Raw genomic sequence first — 19,611 nt, forward strand, 5'->3', positions numbered from 1 at the left:
TGCCTGACGCAGAGCTGGCGCGACCGCACGGCGGCCGTGGCCGCATGAGGCGGCCGGATCGGTATCTACCACGGTCCTGCGCGAGAGGACAGCTCTCGGCGCGCTCCGTGCGACGTTTTTCCCGTTCGTCCGGAGCGTGCTACCAGGCGGCGGAAAGGCCGGACCGTGGCAGCCACGGTCAATGACACCGACGGGGCCCGCGCCGGGTACGGCAGCCTGCTGCGCACGCGCGGCGCGCTGTCGTTCCTGCTCCCCGGGTTCCTGGCGCGCCAGCCGTTCGCGATGCTGACGATCGGCATCCTGCTGCTGGTCAACGACACCACCGGCTCCTACGGCACCGCGGGCACCGTCTCGGCGACGGCGGGCGTGGCCATGGCCCTGTTCGCCCCGCTGAGCGGCAAGCTCGCGGACCGCTTCGGACAGGCCGCCGTGCTCATTCCCGGCGTCGTCGTCCACGCCGCCGCGATCTCCCTGCTGACGGCGCTCGCGCTCTCGCACGCGCCCCTGTGGGCGCTGCTCGCGGCGGCCGTGCCGGCGGGCGCGTCGACCCCGCAGATCGGCCCGATGGTCCGGGCCCGCTGGGCGGCCAAGCTGGACGGCTCGCCGCTGATGCCGACGGCCGCGGCCTTCGAGTCGGTCACCGACGAGTTCACGTTCGTGATCGGCCCGGTGCTGGCCACCGCGCTGTGCACCGGCGTCCACCCGGCGGCCGGCCTGATCGCCGAGGCGGCCCTGACGCTGATCGGCGGCCTGGTCTTCGCCTCCCAGCGGCGTACGCAGCCCGTCCCGGCGGGCCGCGCGGCCGCCGACGGCGGCACCAAGAGCGTCTCCGCGCTCTCCGTACCGGGTGTCCGGGTGCTGGCGATCACCATGCTCGGGATCGGCACGGTCTTCGGCGGCATGCAGGTCTCGATGACCGCCTTCACCAAGGAGCTCGGCGAGCCCGGCCTCAACGGTCTGATGTACGGCACGTTCGCGGCCGGAAACATGATCGCGGGCATCGTCTGCGGCGCCATCGCCTGGAAGTCCAGCGCCCAGCGCCGGCTGCTGACCGCTTACCCGCTGCTGGTCCTGGCCACCACCCCGCTGTGGGCCGCGCACGCGCTGCCGCTGCTGGGCGCCGCGGGCCTGCTCGTGGGCCTGTGCATCGCGCCCTCGCTGATCACCGGCTACACGCTGGTCGAGAAGCTCGTCCCGGCGAGCGCCCGGACGGAGGCCTTCACCTGGCTGACCGGCGCGGTCGGCCTGGGCCAGGCGGCCGGCGCCACCGTGGGCGGCCGGCTGATCGACGCCCACGGCGCGAGCACCGGCTTCCTGGTGCCGCTGGGCGGCACGGCGCTGGCGCTGGTGGTCCTGCTGGGGCTGCGCAAGGCGCTGACGCCGAAGGGCGAGTCGGTCGTCGCGGCACGTGGGGTCGGTCACCGTGAGCCCGTTTCGGTGGACTGACGGGCCGGAATACTGCACTATTGAGCGTCGTTAGCACTCATTGAGTGAGAGTGCCAGGAGGAACAAGTGCCGACTTACCAGTACCAGTGCACCGAGTGCGGCGAGGGCCTCGAGGCGGTGCAGAAGTTCACGGATGACGCCCTGACCGTGTGCCCCCAGTGCGACGGACGCCTCAAGAAGGTGTTCTCGGCGGTCGGCATCGTCTTCAAGGGCTCGGGCTTCTACCGGAACGACAGCCGTGGCGCGTCGTCCAGCAGCACCCCGGCGTCGAAGTCGACGTCTTCTTCCTCTTCCTCGTCCTCTTCGTCCTCGTCGTCCTCCACGACGGCGAGCTCGTCGACCACGACCAGCAGCAGCTCGGCCGCCTGACGCGCGCGCCTGCCTGTACCCAGCTTCTCCACGGAGCCCGTCGCCCCCTCTCCCGGGGACGGCGGGCTCCGTGGCGTGCGGGGACGGGGCGGTTAGGGTGAGCGCATGGCCGAGACCAGCAGCGCAGCGACGACCGCGAACACTGCGGGAACGACGAACACGGCGACGAGTGCGGCGCCGAACACGGCGGAGATAGGGGTCATCGGGGGCTCGGGGTTCTACTCCTTCCTCGACGACGTGACCGAGATCACGGTGGAGACGCCCTACGGGGCGCCGAGCGACTCGCTGTTCCTGGGCGAGCTCGCGGGCCGGAAGGTGGCCTTCCTGCCCCGTCACGGCCGCGAACACCGCACTCCCCCGCACCGCATCAACTACCGGGCCAACCTCTGGGCCCTGCGCTCGGTGGGCGTCCGGCAGGTCCTGGGCCCGTGCGCGACGGGCGGCCTGCGGCCGGACTACGGACCGGGCACCCTGCTCGTGCCGGACCAGCTCGTGGACCGTACGAAGTCCCGCGCCCAGACGTTCTTCGACGGGGAGCCGCTGTCCGACGGCTCGGTGCCCAACGTGGTCCACATGACCTTCGCCGACCCCTACTGCCCCGCCGGGCGCTCGGTGGCCCTCGGGGCGGCGCGCGGGCGCGGCTGGGAGCCGGTGGACGGCGGGACGATGGTCGTGATCGAGGGGCCGCGCTTCTCCACCCGGGCCGAATCGCGCTGGCACGCGGCGCAGGGCTGGTCGGTGGTCGGCATGACCGGTCACCCGGAGGCGGTCCTCGCCCGTGAGCTGGGGCTCTGCTACACGTCGATGGCGCTGGTCACGGACCTGGACGCGGGCGCGGAGGCCGGTGAGGGCGTCTCCCACGAGGAGGTGCTGCGGGTCTTCGGCGAGAACGTGGACCGGCTGCGCGAGGTGCTGTTCGACGCGGTGGGCGCGCTGCCGAAGACGGCGGACCGGGACTGCCTGTGCACGCGGGCGCACGACGGATGGGATCTGGGGATCGAGCTGCCGTAAGGGGACGGGGGCGCGGGCGGGGGCGGGGGCTCCCGAGGGTGACGAAGTTGTCCACAACCGGCGAGTAGTCCACAGCCCTCAGCGGGACCGGCGCGGAACGGGGATCGTAGGGAACGTCAGCAGACGCTCCCTCTCCTCCTCCCCCCGGCCCGTCAGGTGGTGTTCCATGTCCACAGCGCCCGCAGCACCCGCTCCCCGCTCCTTGGCCTCCGTTTCCCGCTCGTTCCCCGCGCCCTGGACCCCTCCGGGGCGCCGGGTGCCGATGTTCGCGCCGGTGCGCGTGGGGCGGCGCGGGCGGCGCCGACGCGCCCGGGCGCGGGTTTGCGGATTGGACAGACCAGCCAGACTCTCTCGTATGTTATGGAATCGGCCATTCCGGCATAGGTACGTACAGAGAGAGGTTGTTCGGTGAGCTCCGGGAGCGATAAGAAAACAGGAGTCCTCGGGGGTTTCAAGGCCTTCCTGATGCGGGGCAACGTGATCGACCTCGCGGTCGCCGTCGTCATCGGAGCGGCGTTCACCAACATCGTGAACTCTGTGGTGAAGGGCGTCATCAACCCCGTCGTGGGTGCCTTCGGCACCAAGGACCTCGAACGCTACGCGTCCTGCATCAAGGGCCCCTGCACCCGTAACGCCGCGGGCGAGGTCACCAAGGGCGTCTACATCCAGTGGGGCTCGGTACTCAGCGCCACGCTGACGTTCCTGATCACGGCGGCGGTGGTCTACTTCCTGATGCTGCTGCCCATGAAGCGCTGGCAGGACCGCCAGGCCGCCAGAACACCGGCGGAGACCAAGCCGGACGAGCCCACCGAGATCGAGCTGCTGGCCCAGATCCGCGACACCTTGATCGAACAGCGCCGAGGCCCGGGCACGGACTCGGTCCCGGCCCAACGCTAGAAGCACAAAGGGGGAGGGGAGGGTGGGGGGGAGGGAGGGCCCCCTCCCCCCCACCAGCTGCCGAACAACAGCCCGGCAGGCAGCCTCAGCAGTGGTGGGGCGGCTTCTCGTCCAGGAAGCGGGCCAGGTCGGCGGCGCTGCCGCCGGTGGCCGGGCGGTCGCCCCAGCCGCGGTCGGTGTCGTCGGAGGACTGCCGGTCCAGCGGGTCGTCGAAGATCAGCGCGGCGGCCGGGGACGCGGGGTCCCGGCGGGGCGCGGGCTCAGGGGCGGTGCTCATGCGTCCAGGGTACGGGCGCCCCCGGCCGGAAGGCCGCGAGCCGGCGAGACCGCCGGCTACCCCGGCACCCGGCAGCTCGGCACTCGGCACCCCGGCACTCGGCAGCTCGGCACTCGGCACATGACGTTCGGCGCGCGGCAGGCCCGTACGGCGGTGACAATCGCCCCATGAGCGACGAGGAGCCGCACGGGGAGCCGCCGCCTCCCGCCCGCCACTCCGGCGTCCTGCGCCGGATGACCGCGCGCGGGCGGGACGAGGAGCACCGGGCCGCGACGCCCCTCGAGCTCTTCTTCGACCTGTGCTTCGTCGTCGCGGTCGCCCAGGCCGGCAGACAGCTGGTCCACGCGCTCGCCGAAGGGCATCCCGGACACGGCATTCCGGGTTATTTGATGCTTTTCTTCGCAGTGTGGTGGGCCTGGGTCAACTTCAGTTGGTTCTCCTCCGCGTACGACACGGACGACGTCGTGTACCGCGTCGTCACGCTCGTCCAGATCGCGGGCGTGCTGATCCTGGCGGCGGGCATCCCGCGCGCCTTCGACGAGGCGAACTACACGGCCGTCTGGCTCGGCTACGCCGTGATGCGGCTCGCGCTCGTCTCGCAGTGGCTGCGGGCCGCACACGGCGCCACCGGGGCCGAGCGGCGCACGGCGCTGAAGTACGCCGTCGGCGTCTGCCTGTGCCAGGTCGGCTGGCTCGGCCTGCTCCTGCTGCCGGACCGGGCCAAGCCCTGGGTGTTCCTGGTGATGGCGATCGTCGAGATGGCCGTTCCGGCCGTCGCCGAGGCGTCCTACCAGACCGCCTGGCACCCGCACCACATCGCCGAACGCTACGGCCTGTTCACGATCATCGTGCTGGGCGAGACCGTGTCGGCCGCCACGGTCGCCGTCCAGTCCGCGCTGGACGAGCACGAGGCGGTGGGGGAACTGCTGCCGATCGCGAGCGGCGGCCTGCTACTGATCTTCGCGGCCTACTGGATCTACTTCGCCGTGCCCATCCACCTCCACCTGGCGTCCAACCGTCAGGCGTTCCTCTGGGGCTACGGCCACTATCTGGTCCTCGGCTCGGCTGCGGCCATCGGCGCGGGCATCGAGGTGGCGGTGGAGGAGTCGGTGGGCAAGGCGCACATCTCCACGTTCGCGGCGTCGGCCTGTGTCACCGTTCCCGCCGCCCTGTTCATGTTCTGCGTCTGGCTCATCCACTCCCGCCACTACAAGCGCGGCACGGCTCAGCAGCTGGTCCTGCCGGTGTCGGCGCTGGGCGTTCTCGCCTGCACGTTCGCGGGCGGGGCGGCGGTGCTGCTGGCGGGCCTGGTCGGGGTGGCGACGGTGGCCGCAGGGGTGACGCTCTTCACGCGCAACCCGCCGGAACCCGAGCCGTCACCTCAACACAGCTGACTCCTCCATATTCTGACGGCCCGTGATACGGATGCCGTATGACTGACGCTCGCCGCACGTCCACGCCCGGCCCCCAGGACGCCCTCACCGATGTCCACGGCCTCCACGTGGGTCACGCCCATCGCAAGGGTGACGGCGCCCTCACCGGCACCACGGTCGTCCTCACCGCGCCCGGCCTCGGTGGCGCCGTCGCCGCCGTGGACGTCCGCGGCGGCGGGCCGGGCACCCGGGAGACCGACGCCCTGGACCCCCGCAATCTCGTCCAGCGCGTCGAGGCCGTCGTCCTGACCGGCGGCAGCGCCTTCGGCCTGGACGCGGCGTCCGGTGTCATGGCGTATCTGGAGGACGCGGGCCGGGGCTTCCGGGTGGGGCCGGATCCGGCGCAGGTCGTCCCGGTGGTCCCGGCGGCCGCCCTGTTCGACCTCGGCCGGGGCGGCGACTGGCGGGCCCGTCCGGACGCCGCGCTGGGCCGGGAGGCAGCCGAGGCGGCGGCCCGTACGGCACCGGGGGCGCCCGTCGCCCTGGGCACGGTCGGCGCGGGCACGGGCGCGGTGGCGGGCGGGCTCAAGGGCGGCATCGGCACCGCCAGCGCGGTCCTCCCCTCCGGGGTGACGGTCGCCGCGATCGCCGCTGTCAACGCGGCGGGTTCCGTGGCCGACCCGGCGACGGGCGTGCTCTACGGGCGGCTGTACGAGGGCCGACCCGTCACCTACCCCTCCCCCGAGCGCCACCGGGCGGCCCAGGAGGCCCTCGCGGCGGCGCGGGAGGAGTCGGCCCGGCGCTGGGCGGGTTCCGTGCGTCCCCCGCTCAACACCACCATCGCCGTCGTCGCCACCGACGCCGTCCTGACCCGCGCCCAGGCCCAGAAGCTCGCGGGCACCGCCCACGACGGCCTGGCCCGCGCGGTCCGGCCGGTCCATCTGCTGACCGACGGCGACACGGTCTTCGCCCTGGCCACGGGCGCCCGCCCGCTGCCGGTGGAGGAGCACCTGCCCGGCAGCGCGGACTTCTCGGCGGGGGCGCTCAACGAGATCCTCGCCGCCGGTGCGGACGTTCTGACCCGCGCCGTGGTCAAGGGCGTCCTCGCGGCGGAGGGCGTCGACGGGCCGGGCGGCGTCTTCCCCGCCTACCGCGACCTGTACGGCCCGGGCTCCACGGACGCCTGACCGCCGTGAGGGGGCCACGGGCGGTGGGGTGGGTGCCCCCCGCCTACACCGCGACCGGCGCCTCGGTGGTCTGAGCCGGCAGCGCCACCCCCGCGGCGTCCCCGACGCCCTCCGCAGGAGCCACGGCCTTGCGCGGCAGCGCGAACATCAGGGCAAGCACCACGCCCAGCACCGCCGCGACCCACCACATGCCGTGCCGGAACGCCGCCCCGAACGCCTCACCCGCGCGCCCGCGAGCCACCTCGCCCTCGTCGAGGGCGTTGAAGAAGACGACCGACACCAGGCCCAGCCCCACCGCGTTGCCCAGCTGCTGCGTGGTGTTTATCAGGCCGGACGCCGAGCCCGAGTGCTCACGCGGCACCCCGGCGATGACGGTCTCGGTCAGCGGGGCGACGATCAGGCCCATGCCGAGACCCATGACGGTCAGCGGAAGGGCCATCTGCCAGGGGTGGATGCCCGTCCCGAAGTGCTCGGCCTCCCAGATGTAGAGCAGGACGCCGGCCATCATCGACAGCGCACCGGCCTGCAGCACCTTCCGCCCGAAGCGGGGGACGAGCTTCTGCACGGAGAGGCCCGCCGCCACCGACACGGCGATGGAGAAGGGGATGCCGGTCAGGCCCGCCCGCAGCGGGCTCCAGCCGAGCCCGATCTGCATGTAGAGGGTCCAGATCAGGAAGAAGACACCGCAGGCGACGCCGAAGGCGACCTCGACGCCGATGCCCGCCGCGAAGCTCTTGACCTTGAACAGCGACAGCTCGACCAGCGGCGAGCCGTCCTTCCGCGACTTGTGGCGCTCGTAGAGGACGAAGAGGACGAAGACGACGACGCTCCCGGCCATGCAGAGGAAGCCCCACAGCGGCCAGCCCAGCTCGCGGCCCTGCGTCAGCGGGTAGAGCAGCATCAGCAGCCCGCCGGTGGCGAGGGCGACGCCCACCAGGTCCAGCTTGAGGGCCTGGGGCGCGCGGGACTCGGAGATGTAGCGGCGGCCCATGATCAGGCCGGCGATGCCCACGGGCAGGTTGACCAGGAAGATCGGCCGCCACTCCAGGCCGAAGAGGTTCCACTGGGTGAGCAGCGCGCCGAGGATGGGGCCGGAGACCGCGCCCAGGCCGACGACGGCGCCGAACATGCCGAAGACCTTGCCGCGCTCGTGGGCGGGGAAGGTGGCGTGGACGATCGCCAGCACCTGCGGCACCATCAGCGCGGCCGTGGCGCCCTGGAGGACGCGCGCGGCGACGAGGAGGTGCGGGTCGCCCGCGACGCCGCAGAGCATCGAGGCGAGGGTGAAGCCGCCCATGCCGAGGAGGAACACACGACGGCGCCCGTATATGTCGCCGAGGCGGCCACCGGTGATCAGTCCGGCGGCGAAGGCGAGGGCGTAGCCCTCGGTGATCCACTGGAGGATGCTGAAGGAGGCGCCGATGTCCTTCTGGATGCTCGGCATGGCGATGTTGACGATGGTGACGTCCACCAGGTCCATGAAGGAGGCGGTCATCACCACGGCGAGCGCCAGCCAGCGGCGGCGGTCTGCGGTGGCGTCGGGGGAGGCCCCGGCGGCGGGCGGGTCGGTGGTGGCGGTGCTGGTCACAGGGGTCTTGCCTTTCCTCTTTCCTGCGCGCCGGATCGTTTCCCTCACCCGGTGCGCCCACCACGCTAGGGGGCGTATAGGTCAGGTCATGTCCTAGATGCCTGCCACCCTGGTGAGATGACGGACACCCCGGCACGGCTGCTGAATCTGCTCTCTCTCCTCCAGACACCTCGCGAATGGCCCGGCAGCGAGCTCGCCGAGCGGCTCGGCGTCAGCTCCCGCACCATCCGGCGGGACATCGAGCGGCTCCGCGACCTCGGCTACCCCGTACAGGCAACGATGGGGGCCGAGGGTGGGTACCGGCTGGCGGCCGGAGCCGCCCTGCCGCCGCTGGTCCTGGACGACGAGGAGGCGGTCGCCATCGCGGTGGGGCTGCGAGCGGGCGCGGGCCATGCCGTGGAGGGCATCGAGGAGGCGTCGGTGCGGGCCCTGGCCAAGCTGGAGCAGGTGCTGCCCGCCCGGCTGCGGCACCGGGTCTCGGCCCTGCAGGCCGCGACCGTGCCGCTCACGGGTGGCGACGGCGCGACCGTGGACCCCCGCACGCTGACCGTGATCGCCTCCGCCGCCACCGGTCACGAGCGGCTCCGTTTCGCGTACCGCAAGGGTGACGGCACGGAGACGAAGCGCCTGGTGGAGCCGCACCGGCTGATCAGCACGGGCCGCCGCTGGTATCTGGTGGCGCATGACGTGGAGCGCGACGACTGGCGGACGTTCCGGGTGGACCGGGTGAGCGAGCCCTTCGCGACGGGGGCCCGCTTCGTCCCGCGCGAGCTGCCGGTGCCGGACGCGGCGGAGTACCTGAAGCGGTCGATGGCGGGGCTCCAGCCGACGTACCGGCTCGTGGTCACGTTCCGCGCCCCGGCCGAGTCGGTGGCCGCCCGGCTGCCGAACTGGCTCGGGGTGCCGGAGCCCGTCGACGCGACGACGTGCCGGCTGGACGTCACCGCGTCGGACTCCGTGGAGTGGGTGGCGCTACGGCTGGCGATCGTGGACTGCGAGTTCGAGGCGCACGAGCCGCGCGAGCTCGTGGACCACCTGCGCGAGCTGGGCGCCCGCATCGGCAGGGCGGCGACGGCCGGGTCCTGAGCCCCCGCGCACACGGCGAACGCGTAGGCGAACATAAAAGGGCCCCGGCGCAAGGGGGGGGAGATGCGCCGGGACCCGGCCTGCTGGCTTATAACCAGATTAGACCCGTTTAGGCCGCCGCGTCGAACCCTGTGGCGTGTGCCATTTTCTTCAGCTCCAGCAGCGCGTGCTTCTCGATCTGCCGGATGCGCTCGCGCGTCAGCCCGTGCTGCTTGCCGACCTCCGTCAGGGTGCGCTCGCGCCCGTCCTCGATGCCGTACCGCGCCTTGATGATCGACGCGGTGCGCTGGTCGAGGCGGCCGATGAGATCCTCCAGCTCCTCGCTGCGCAGCAGCGCGATGACCGACTGTTCCGGCGAGACGGCGGAGGTGTCCTCCAGCAGATCGCCGAACTGGGTCTCGCCCTCGTCATCCACGGACATGTTCAGGCTCACCGGGTCACGGGCCCAGTCGAGCACGTCGCCGACGCGCTCGGGCGTGGTGCCCAGCTCCTCGGCGATCTCCGCGTGCTCCGGATCGCGCCCGTGCTCGCGGTTGAACTCGCGCTGCACCCGGCGGATGCGGCCCAGCTCCTCCACGAGGTGGACGGGGAGCCGGATCGTACGGGACTGGTCGGCGATCGACCGGGTGATGGCCTGGCGGATCCACCACGTCGCGTACGTGGAGAACTTGAATCCCTTGGTGTAGTCGAACTTCTCCACCGCGCGCACCAGGCCGGCGTTGCCCTCCTGGATCAGGTCGAGAAGGGGGAGGCCACTGCGCGGGTAGCGCCGGGCGACGGCGACGACGAGGCGCAGGTTGGACTTGATGAAGACGTCCTTCGCGCGGGCGCCCGCGGCGGCTATCGCCGCCAGCTCCTCGCGCGACGCCTCGCCCGCACGGTCCCCGCCGGCCTCCAGGCCGTCCAGGATCTGCTGGGCGTAGACGCCCGCCTCGATGGTCTGCGACAGCTCGACTTCCTCTGCGGCGTCGAGCAGGGGTGTACGCGCGATCTCGTCGAGGTACATGCCGACCAGGTCGCGATCGGCGATCTCCCCGCCTGTGGCGCGAACACTGCTTGCCTCGCCAGTCCGCTGTGCGGTGGTCTGACGACGGGCGACGGCACGGGTTGCCATGCGTACTCCCTTGCGATGAGACGTGTCGCGGGATGGGCCAGGTGCCCCGGGGGCACCCCGTCCGAAGTAAAGAACGGCCGGAATCCGGACAGAATTCCCCAGAGACGGCTTCTTTTTATGGATCATGCAGTACCCTGTCCGGCCGCACGGCGGGCACGCGTGGTGATGCGGCTCGGGGAAGCGCAGGTCAGCCCCGGTGGGGCGGCCCGTCCCACGGACCTCGTGCGCCCCCGCGGCCACGACGTCCATGAGACGGCCGTCACATCGCGGCCACCCCGCTCCTACCCCGCTTCCTCATCCCCAAGGACGCCGGTCATAGGTCACCGGTTGCCCGGGAAGGCCCGGAAGGCCGGTTTCCTGGCGGCTTCGGCCGGGCCCGCGACGGGGTGATCGAGTTGCCCCGGCGATGGGGCGGGTGTGCCCTGGTGGACAGAGCGAGAGGAGCCCGCCATGACGCACTCGATCCTGCCCGGCCGGCACCACGCCCACGAGGGGCCCGGCCCCGTCCCCCGCACCGGCCACGTCCGCCACGAGCGCACGGCCCCCACCGCCACCTGGGCGGTGCCCGTCATCGGCGGCTTCGTCCTCGGCCTCTACACGGTCTTCCTCGCCCACGACAACGGCTTCGGTGAGCTCCAGGGCTGGATGCTGGGGCTGGTCGCGGCCGTGGTCTCGGCGGGCCTGGGCTATCTGGTGATCCGCAACCGCGGCAAGATGATCACCGAGGTGCGGGCCGCCGCGTTCGGGGCGCTCTTCGGCGTCTCCATGGGTTTCCTGCGCAGTCTCACCCGGGTCTCGGTGCTGGAGGCCTCCTGGATCGGCCTGATCTTCGGCGTGTGCATGGGCCTCGCCTCGTACTACGTCTTCTACTGGCACGAGCGCTGACCGAGGCGGGAATCGAGCGGACGGAGTACGGACGGAGTACCGGCGACCTACGCCGGGGAGCCATGGGGCGTAGGTCCGGCGACCGTTCCGCCGGGCCCGCCCCCGCTCCTACGGTGAGGCCATGACCGCCATAACTGAGGACGGCACACTCGACGAAGCCCTGCAACGCGTCCATTCCACCGGCCCCGAGTTGTCCCAGGGCTGGCTCTCCAACCACGCCCCCATGGCCGTGGAGTCCTTGGCCCGCCACGGCCAGGCCCGCACGGTGCACCGCTGGCTGGACGCCTACCGGCACCGGACGGACGAACTGCCGTCCGCCGCCCTGACGATCACCGACGACAACTGGCGCGAGGCGCTCGGCGACCCCCGCCACCTCGGCTCCTGGATCGCCCACTTCACCCGGCAGACGGCCGAACTCCCCTGGACGGACGTGCTCACCGTATGGTGGCCGCGGCTGCTCCCCGGCATCATCGCCGGCGCCACCCACCCCGTGATCCGCGTCGGCCACGCCGTCCGCACGCTCCTCACGGACGGCGAGACCGCGCCCCGCACGGCCGAACTCGCCCACGCCCTGGGCTACTGGGCCGCCCGCCACCAGCCGCTGCCCGTCACCATCACCCCCTCCGGCGGCGCGGGCCCCCACCGCGCGCTGGACGCCGTACCGTCGCTGGCCGTCCAGGAGGGCGGCGTCCTCGACCGCCTCGCGCGGCTCCCCGCCGCCGAGGGCTGGCCCGCCGCCGCGAGCGGCCTGCGGCGGCCCACCGGCCCGGACGACGCGCACGACTTGCTGACGGAGCTCGTCCGCGCCACGGTCGCCCGCTACCCGCGCTACGCCCACGGCGACGCGGTCATGCTCGTCCACGCGGCGACCGCGCCCAACGCCGTCCTCCGCGTCCTGCCGGCGCTCCCCCGCTCCTTGTGGGTGCCCAGCCTGACGGCGGCGTGGGAGGCGAGCGCGGTCATCACGGCCGCTTACGCACCGGCGCGGCCGGTGTTCCCGGCGGCGCCGGGGCCCACCACGATGGAGGAGTCCTTCGCGCTGGCGGCGGCGCACGGGGACGCGCACGTCATCAAACTCGCCGACACGGCGTGGGACGTGGGCGGCCCGGCCGCCCTGGCGGCGACGGCCCGCGCGTGCGAGCTGATCGAACCGGGGGCCGGCTGAGCGACCGGAACTCCGGGGGAGGGTGCCCCCTGGGCACCCTCCCCCGGGGGCTCCCCCTAGTCCTCAGCCCAGTACGGCGGCTCCTCGTCCGGCCAGGGCACCTCGTCCTCGCCCACCGCCTGCGCGGGCACCCGCACCGGCTCCGGAGCAGAAACCGGCACAGGCTCCGGGGCAGGCGCAGCCGCCTCCGGAACCCCGCCGTGCTCCCCCAGCACCCCCAGAATCCCCTCCCCGTACTTCGTCAGCTTGCTCTCGCCCACGCCGCTCACCCCGGACAGCGCGTCCAGCGACCCGGGCCGCGCCGTCGCGATCTCCCGCAACGTCGCGTCGTGGAAGATCACATACGCCGGAACGCCCTGCTCCCGGGCCGTCGCCGCGCGCCACGCCCGCAGCGCCTCGAAGAGCGGCACGGCCTCCGCCGGCAGGTCGACGGGAGCGGCGCGCTTGCCGGACTTGGCGGCGCCCGTCGACGAACGCACCGGCTTCGGTTCGCGCCGCAGCGACACCGTGCGGCGCGAGCCCAGCACGTCACCGCTGGCCTCGGTCAGGACGAGCGTGCCGTAGTCGCCCTCGACCGCGAGCAGCCCTTGCGCCAGCAACTGCCGCACCACGCCCCGCCATTCGGCGACGGAGAGCTCCGTGCCGATGCCGAAGACGGACAGCGTGTCGTGGTCGAACTGAATGACCTTCGCGCTCTTCTTCCCGAGCAGGATGTCGATGATGTGGCCCGCGCCGAACTTCTGCCGCCGCTCCCGGGCCAGCCGGAGGATCGCCGAGAGGAACTTCTGGGCGGCGATCGTGCCGTCCCAGGTCTCCGGCGGGGTCAGGCACGTGTCGCAGTTGCCGCACGCGGTGCTCGGCTGGCCGAAGTAGTCGAGCAGCCGCACGCGGCGGCACTCGACGGTCTCGCACAGGGCGAGCATCGCGTCGAGGTGGGCGGCCAGCCGGCGGCGGTGCGCCTCGTCGCCCTCGGAGCCGTCTATCAGCTTGCGCTGCTGGACGACGTCCTGGAGGCCGTAGGCCAGCCAGGCCGTGGACGGCTGGCCGTCGCGCCCGGCGCGGCCGGTCTCCTGGTAGTAGCCCTCGACGGACTTCGGCAGGTCGAGGTGGGCGACGAAGCGCACGTCCGGCTTGTCGATGCCCATGCCGAACGCGATCGTGGCGACCATGACGATGCCGTCCTCGCGCAGGAAGCGCGCCTGGTTGGCCGCGCGCGTCCGCGCGTCGAGGCCCGCGTGGTACGGCAGGGCCTCGACGCCGTGCTGCGCGAGGAACGCGGCGGTGTCCTCGACGCCCTTGCGGGAGAGGCAGTAGACGACGCCCGCGTCGCCCGGGTGCTCGGTGCGCAGCAGCTCCAGGAGCTGCTTCTTCGGGTCGTTCTTGGGCGCGATGCGGTACTGGATGTTGGGCCGGTCGAAGCTGGCGACGAAGTGCCGGGCGTCCTGGAGCTTGAGCCGGGTGGCGATCTCCGCGCGCGTCGCCTCCGTGGCCGTCGCGGTGAGGGCGACGCGCGGCACGTCCGGCCAGCGCTCGTGCAGCTGCGACAGGGCCAGGTAGTCGGGGCGGAAGTCGTGGCCCCACTGGGCGACGCAGTGCGCCTCGTCGATGGCGAAGAGGGAGATCTTGCCCCGGTCAAGCAGCCGCAGCGTGGACTCCACGCGCAGCCGCTCGGGCGCCAGATAGAGCAGGTCCAGCTCGCCCGCGGCGAACTCGGCCTCCACCAGGCGGCGTTCGTCCAGGCCCTGGGTGGAGTTGAGGAAGCCGGCCCGCACCCCGAGCGCGCGCAGCGCGTCGACCTGGTCCTGCATGAGGGCGATCAGGGGGGAGATCACCACGCCGACCCCGGGTCTGACGAGCGCGGGGATCTGGTAGCAGAGCGACTTGCCGCCGCCCGTGGGCATCAGCACGAGCGCGTCGCCGCCGCCGACCAGATGATCGATGATCTCTTCCTGGTCGCCGCGGAACGCGTCGTAACCGAAGACGCGCCGCAGGCAGCTCAGGGCCTCGCCGTCGAGGCTTCCGAGCTCTGCTGTGGTCTGTGTGGGGTCGGCCATTGCAGAAGTCTACGAGGCCCCGCCGACAGAACCCGGTGGATCAAGGAACTCCACCCGAACGGGTGATCGAGCGATCGAGCGGATGATCAGGCGGACGATCGGACGGCCGCCATGACGATCACGCGACCTCTATCCCGTACTCCTGCACCAGCGCCTCCAGCCCGCCCGGGTAACCCTTCCCCCCGAGCACGAAGTCCCAGTCGCCGTTCGTGCGCCGCCGGAACGAGCCCAGCACCAGCGCGGTCTCGCCGGGCCGGCCGTCCGAGACCTCCAGCTGCCCCAGCTCGGCCCCCGACGCGTCGGCGAGGCGGATGCGGGCATCGGTGAACTGCGAGAGGTCCGCCTCCGGGTTGACCTCCGGGTCTATGGCCGCGACCAGCACCAGCCGGTCGGCGGCGGCCGGCAGCTCCTCGAAGGCGACGCGCAGCGCGGCCTTGTCGGCGAGGGTGGGCTCCAGCGCCCGGACGGAGCCGTCGGGGGTGCGGGGGTTGTTGTAGAAGACGAAGTGATCGTCGCTGAGCACCCGCCCGCCGTCGCAGACCAGCGCGCACACGTCGAGGGCGACCCGTCCCGACCAGGACATGCCCAGCACGTTGTGGGTCTCCGGCCGGTCCTCGGGTCGGTCCTCGCCGGAGGAAGCCGCCCCGCCGCTCCCCCGGGCCGCCGCCGGGCGCGGCGACCCGCCCCCGAGCCGGCCGCGCAGCCCGTGCTGGGCCAGCAGGTCCACGAGCTCCTCGCCGGAGACGAGCGTGAGCGGCTTGCCGTTGGCGAAGGCGTACGAGCCCGGGCCGAAACCGGAGGTCGTCACCAGGACGCCCTTGTTGGCGCCCGCGCCCTGCACCGTGCCGTACAGATCGCGCACGGCGGTCGGCGGGACGGTCTTCCGGTACCGCTTGACCTGCACGATGATCCGGCCGCCGCTGATCGGGTCGGGGTCCAGGGCCTCGACGTCCACGCCGCCGTCGTTGGAGCGGGTGGTCATCACCGCCCGCATGCCGCGCGCCCGGAACAGCTCGGCGACGAGCTCCTCGAACTCGATGGGGTCCATCTCGAAGAGGTCCGGGTCGTCTCCGCCGCCGTGGGAGACCACGCCGCGCCCGACGTCGCCCGGCACCCGTCCCGGGCGGACGGCGGCGAGCTGGTCGGGCCGGGCGGACAGCTGCCCGCCGAGGCCGTCGACGAGGCAGTCGACCGCGCTGACCTGCTCCAGGCGCAGGCCCGAGAAGACCGACCGGCTCACCGTCAGCGAGGCCAGGACGATCTGCGTGCGGTGCCCGGTGGCCGGGTCGTGCTCGTCGACGAAGCCGTTGAGGGCGACGGACTCCAGGATCCCGAACTCGTCGGCCGCGAACAGCTCGCGCACCGCCAGCAGCACGCACTGCGCCAGCACGTCCCGGTAGGCGTTCCGGCGCTGGGTGACGGGCCGGGCCGTCTCCTTCTCCTCGTCCGCCGTCGGCATGTACCGCACCGACTTGATCTCGGGGACGATCCCGAAGCCGGGCAGCTCCCAGTCGAGGACGAGCTGCCGGGCGCCCGGGTCGTAGGCGGCGGCTATCTGGTGCGGGAACTCGTCCGGCCAGGCGGTGGAGGCGTAGAGCGCGGCGGAGAAGTACTCCACCACGGCGTCCGGGTCGCCCTCGCGCAGCGCGGTGATCGTCTCGCCGATGCCGGCGTTGTGCCGGCGGATGTCCGCGAGCGTGGCCGCGGCCCACTGGTCGTACTGCTGCCGGTAGGCCGCGAGCTGCTGCAGGCGCTGCGCCTCGGCGGCCTGGGCGGCGTGCCAGTCGTGCTCGTACTGCGCGCGGTTGCCGAAGCCGCGGTAGGCGTTCGGGTCGGGCATGGGCACCGGCTGCCCCAGGTGGCCGGGGTTGAACGGCTCCAGCCGCTCGGGCCGCTCCAGCGCGCTCGTCCGGAAGCCCGGCGCCCCGCACCCGGCGCTCAGCAGGCTTTCGAGCGCCGCCATCCGCGCGTCGAGCTCCTCCGTGCGCCGCCGCGCCTCGGCCTCGCGCGCCTGCCGGTACGCCTGGCGCCGTTCACGGTCCTGGCGCGCCAGGTCCCGCTCGTGCGCGCGCTGCTGCCGCTCCTGCTCGCGCTGCTGCTGCGTCAACGCCCGCTGCCGGGCCTCCTGCTGACGCTGCTGCTGGCGCTGCGCCTCGGCCCATATGCTCATCAGCCCACTGGAGCGGCGACTCATCGGTTACGTTCCCTCCCCCGGCGGACTGCGCTTGCGTGTCGACTTTAGTCGGCTTGCGCGTGAATTGATCACCGCCTGGCGAAAGATCATCCCGTGGGCCGCCCCGGACGGCGGGATCGCAGCACGAACCAGCCACCGACCAGCGCGATCGTGCTGATGACCGCTGTGAGAACGATGGCGGTGAGGTGGGAGTCGCCGCCGGAGCGCGCGGACGCCTCCGGCGCGGTCTCGGCCGCCGCGCGCGCCGTCGCGCTCACCGTCGCGCGCGGCGCCGTGTCGGCGGCGGGGCGCGCCGGGGCGGCGGCCGGCACGGTGACGGTGGCCTCGCCGTGGCCGAGGTCGGGGAAGCCGCAGTGGAGGGTGACGGTCCAGTCTCCGGGCGGCAGCGACTCGTGGGTGGTGTAGGCGCCCTTGGCGCCGGGGACGGGCACGAGCACCCAGGGCCCCTGGGCGTGCCCGGCGGCGTCCCGGGCCGTAAGGGTGCCGGCGACCCGCTCGTCCACGGGGTCGCCGTCGTTCTCCCAGGTCGCGAGGGCCCGGATGTGGCCGTCCGAGGGCGGGCCGGGGACGGTGAGGCGGATCGTGTCGCCGTGCGCGGCGGCCGGGCCGGCGGTGCCCAGGGCGAGCAGGGCGCCGAGACAGGCGGCGGCCGTGCGGGGGCGGAAGGTCATCGTGCGCTCCGTAGGGGGAAGGGCCGACGGCCACCCGTGGGGTGTGGCCGTCGGCCCGGTTCAGGAGGGCCGGGCCCTCGGAAGGGTCAGGCCGTCAGGAGGTTCAGGCCGTCAGGAGGCCTTGGCCAGCGTCCAGTTCTGGTAGCCCTGGCTGTTGCGCTGCTGGAGTTCCAGCAGCTGGCCGCCGTAGTACCAGCGGTTGCTGATGCCCAGGACGAGCTGCGAGCCCTGCGGCTGGAGGACGTACGAGCCGTCGCCCGCGGCGGTCAGCCGCCACTTCTGGGCGGACGTGTCGTCGCAGGACCGCTGCGCGACGTACTGGCCGGCCACCGCCCGCCCGTCGGTGCCCGGCTGGAGGCACTTGCCGGACTGGACGGACTTCAGGCGCACCGCGCCGCCGCCCGCGTTCTCGAACGTCCACTGCTGGTTGGCGTAGCCGTGGCGCTGGTAGGCGATGGCGACGGTGCCGTCGGCGGAGGAGCTGCCCCACAGGTCGGCGGCCTGGCCGGTCAGGCCGTTGACCAGCACGTACTTGCCGCCGGGCCGGGTGGAGCCGGTGGTCGCCGCGAGGGTGCGGAAGGACGCGGCGCGGCCGGGCGCGGAGACCTTGCCCTGCCCGTCGCGCACGGCGACGGCGACCCGGTGGGCGCTGTCGGGCGCGAGCCGGGTGATCCGCAGGGCGGTGCCCGTGACGTCGGCCAGCTTCTTGCCGTCGAGGAGCAGCTCGTAGCCCGCCGCCCCGGTGACCGGCTTCCAGCCGACGAGCGCGGAGTCCGGGCCGATCTGGGTCACCTGGACGTCGGGGCCGGTGGACGGGCGCGTCGGTCCGGACGTGGGGCCGGTGGTGGGGGTGGGAGTGGGCGAGGGGTTCGTGCCGGGGCCCTTGCCGGCACCCGCGATGAGGAAGCGGTTGTTGGCGATGTTCCAGTGGGTGGCCAGATAGCTGCCCGGGCTGGGGTTGGTGTGGAAGTAGTCGTCGTGGTGGCAGTCCAGGCGCTGGTCGCCGCCGCGGTCGGGGCAGAGGATCTGCATCTGCGGGTAGTTGGGCGCGTCCGAGTAGCACATGATGTCCCACTCGTCGACGCAGTGCCCGGCGCGGCTGGTGTGGGGGGCGCTGTTGTTGACGGCGCCGAGGTTGTGGCCCAGCTCGTGGGCGGGGGTGCTGCCACCCCAGCAGCCGGAGTCGGTACGGCCGTAGGAGGGGCCGAAGTTGCTCATGTTGTCCTGGCCGGGGCGCTCGTCACCGTTGAAGGTGCCTATGCCGCAGTAGACCTGGGTGTCCGCGAAGAGCATGTACTTGCGGTCGCGGCGGTTGAAGCCCTTGGCGGCCAGCGCGTCGTTCGTCGCGCCGAACTCCTGGAGGGCGCCCGCGGGCAGCTCGACGTTCAGGACGGACGCGGTGCAGTCGGACTCGGTGACGTAGCGGACGTGCCGTTCGCCGCCGGTCTCCTGGGCGCTGGCGTTGTAGATGAGGTCGGTCTCCGACGCCCACTGCTTGAACGAGGCGGCGTACTGGGCGAAGCGGTCGCGGCCGGGCGCGTGGACGTACAGCACCTGGACGCGGTTGCCGCTCGCGCCGTCGCCCTCGCACACCACGCGGGAGCCGGACGGGGCCTGGGGCGTGGTCGTGCCGCCGCCGGGGGCGGCCGGGGCGGCCACGCCGCCGGTGCGGGCGTCGAGGACGGGCTGGGCGCCGCGCAGCGCCTCGGCGGCCGAGGGGCCCCGGCCGCCGTCGCCGGCCGGGTCGGTGGACCCGGAGGCGGTGGCGCGGGCCACGGGCGGGGTGTCCTTGGCGATGTCGACGCCCTTGGGCGGCGCGTCCGGGCCGTGGGTGCACAGGCGCGCGGAGGAGACGCGGTAGACGCCGGCGCAGGGGTCGCCCTTGGGCGCGGGGTCGAGGCCGTCGTAGACCATGCCGCGCGACGCGTCGGACTTGGGCGCGGCGGTGAGGGGGGTGGGCGGTTCCTGGTGCCGGGGCGCGGCGGCGGGGACGATCGCGGCGTCGGCCGGGGCGCCCGCCTCGACGTCGGGCGCGGGGCCGGTTCCGGTCCCGGTCCCGGTGCCGAGGGTGAGGACCCCGGCGGCGACGGCGGCGGCCGCGACGGTCGCGGCCGCCGTGAGTATCAGTGGTCGTCGTCCGTTCTTCTTCCGACGGTGGGTGGTACTGCGTCTGTCGCGTACGTGCTTGGAGCGCATGGGTGATCCCAACGGTCGTGGAGGGTGTGACGAGGCCGGGGCGGAAGGCCCCGGCGGAACCGCGCGGCGGGCGCGCGGAAGTTCAGGAGGATCCGCGG

At 73.1% G+C, this 19,611-nt stretch carries 16 protein-coding genes; 9 read left to right on the forward strand and 7 right to left on the reverse strand.

The window, feature by feature from the left end:
* Positions 1–165: 165 nt before the first annotated feature.
* The 4 genes from IE096_RS22550 (at position 166) to mscL (ending at position 3,723) form a co-directional block, all read left to right on the forward strand.
* Positions 166–1,446 (forward strand): MFS transporter, encoded by a 1,281-nt coding sequence (locus IE096_RS22550; protein WP_189454568.1) that lies wholly within the window; start codon positions 166–168, stop codon positions 1,444–1,446.
* A gap of 66 nt (positions 1,447–1,512) precedes the next feature.
* Positions 1,513–1,815, forward strand: a complete 303-nt coding sequence (locus tag IE096_RS22555; protein ID WP_189454570.1) for an FmdB family zinc ribbon protein — start codon at positions 1,513–1,515, stop codon at positions 1,813–1,815.
* A gap of 105 nt (positions 1,816–1,920) precedes the next feature.
* Positions 1,921–2,826, forward strand: coding sequence for an S-methyl-5'-thioadenosine phosphorylase (locus IE096_RS22560; protein WP_189454572.1), 906 nt, complete (start codon positions 1,921–1,923; stop codon positions 2,824–2,826).
* Between the two features lie 408 nt (positions 2,827–3,234).
* Positions 3,235–3,723: a large conductance mechanosensitive channel protein MscL gene (mscL, locus tag IE096_RS22565; RefSeq protein WP_268248338.1), complete on the forward strand. Its 489-nt coding sequence runs from the start codon at positions 3,235–3,237 to the stop codon at positions 3,721–3,723.
* A gap of 85 nt (positions 3,724–3,808) precedes the next feature.
* Here the strand turns inward: mscL and IE096_RS22570 are convergent, their stop codons facing one another.
* Positions 3,809–4,000 carry a hypothetical protein gene (locus tag IE096_RS22570; protein ID WP_189454576.1) on the reverse strand — a complete coding sequence of 64 codons (192 nt, stop codon included), beginning with the start codon at positions 3,998–4,000 and terminating at the stop codon, positions 3,809–3,811.
* Positions 4,001–4,167: 167 nt separating this feature from the next.
* Here IE096_RS22570 and IE096_RS22575 point away from each other — a divergent pair, with 167 nt between their 5' ends.
* Together IE096_RS22575 and IE096_RS22580 are read left to right on the forward strand one after the other, a co-directional pair.
* Positions 4,168–5,394 carry a low temperature requirement protein A gene (locus IE096_RS22575; protein ID WP_189454578.1) on the forward strand — a complete coding sequence of 409 codons (1,227 nt, stop codon included), beginning with the start codon at positions 4,168–4,170 and terminating at the stop codon, positions 5,392–5,394.
* A 38-nt stretch (positions 5,395–5,432) separates the two neighbouring features.
* Positions 5,433–6,560, forward strand: a complete 1,128-nt coding sequence (locus tag IE096_RS22580; RefSeq protein WP_189454580.1) for a P1 family peptidase — start codon at positions 5,433–5,435, stop codon at positions 6,558–6,560.
* Between the two features lie 43 nt (positions 6,561–6,603).
* Here IE096_RS22580 and IE096_RS22585 read toward each other — a convergent pair whose 3' ends face one another.
* On the reverse strand, positions 6,604–8,148 hold the full coding sequence (locus tag IE096_RS22585; RefSeq protein WP_268248339.1) for an MFS transporter: 1,545 nt from the start codon (positions 8,146–8,148) through the stop codon (positions 6,604–6,606).
* Positions 8,149–8,265: 117 nt separating this feature from the next.
* On the opposite strand from IE096_RS22585, the gene IE096_RS22590 reads away from it, so the two are divergent.
* Positions 8,266–9,234 carry a helix-turn-helix transcriptional regulator gene (locus IE096_RS22590; RefSeq protein WP_189454582.1) on the forward strand — a complete coding sequence of 323 codons (969 nt, stop codon included), beginning with the start codon at positions 8,266–8,268 and terminating at the stop codon, positions 9,232–9,234.
* A gap of 109 nt (positions 9,235–9,343) precedes the next feature.
* Here IE096_RS22590 and IE096_RS22595 read toward each other — a convergent pair whose 3' ends face one another.
* The gene (locus IE096_RS22595; protein WP_189454584.1) at positions 9,344–10,348 is read right to left on the reverse strand and encodes a sigma-70 family RNA polymerase sigma factor; all 1,005 of its coding nucleotides are present in this window, start codon (positions 10,346–10,348) and stop codon (positions 9,344–9,346) included.
* Between the two features lie 450 nt (positions 10,349–10,798).
* Here IE096_RS22595 and IE096_RS22600 point away from each other — a divergent pair, with 450 nt between their 5' ends.
* Entirely contained in the window at positions 10,799–11,233 is a 435-nt protein-coding gene (locus IE096_RS22600) for a hypothetical protein (protein ID WP_189454586.1), read from the forward strand.
* Between the two features lie 121 nt (positions 11,234–11,354).
* Entirely contained in the window at positions 11,355–12,398 is a 1,044-nt protein-coding gene (locus IE096_RS22605) for a questin oxidase family protein (RefSeq protein WP_189454588.1), read from the forward strand.
* 56 nt (positions 12,399–12,454) lie between these two features.
* Here IE096_RS22605 and recQ read toward each other — a convergent pair whose 3' ends face one another.
* The 4 genes from recQ to IE096_RS22625 form a co-directional block, all read right to left on the reverse strand.
* Complete coding sequence (gene recQ, locus IE096_RS22610) at positions 12,455–14,452, reverse strand: DNA helicase RecQ (RefSeq protein ID WP_189454590.1); 1,998 nt, start codon at positions 14,450–14,452, stop codon at positions 12,455–12,457.
* 118 nt (positions 14,453–14,570) lie between these two features.
* Positions 14,571–16,646: a restriction endonuclease gene (locus tag IE096_RS22615; RefSeq protein WP_189454592.1), complete on the reverse strand. Its 2,076-nt coding sequence runs from the start codon at positions 16,644–16,646 to the stop codon at positions 14,571–14,573.
* A gap of 86 nt (positions 16,647–16,732) precedes the next feature.
* A complete protein-coding gene (locus IE096_RS22620; RefSeq protein WP_189454594.1) occupies positions 16,733–17,317 on the reverse strand; it encodes a hypothetical protein in 585 nt (194 codons plus the stop codon).
* Positions 17,318–17,428: 111 nt separating this feature from the next.
* Complete coding sequence (locus tag IE096_RS22625; protein WP_229820519.1) at positions 17,429–19,513, reverse strand: RICIN domain-containing protein; 2,085 nt, start codon at positions 19,511–19,513, stop codon at positions 17,429–17,431.
* Positions 19,514–19,611 lie beyond the last annotated feature (98 nt).

The sequence above is a fragment of the Streptomyces abikoensis genome (assembly GCF_014648775.1).
Taxonomy (GTDB): Bacteria; Actinomycetota; Actinomycetes; order Streptomycetales; family Streptomycetaceae; genus Streptomyces; species Streptomyces abikoensis.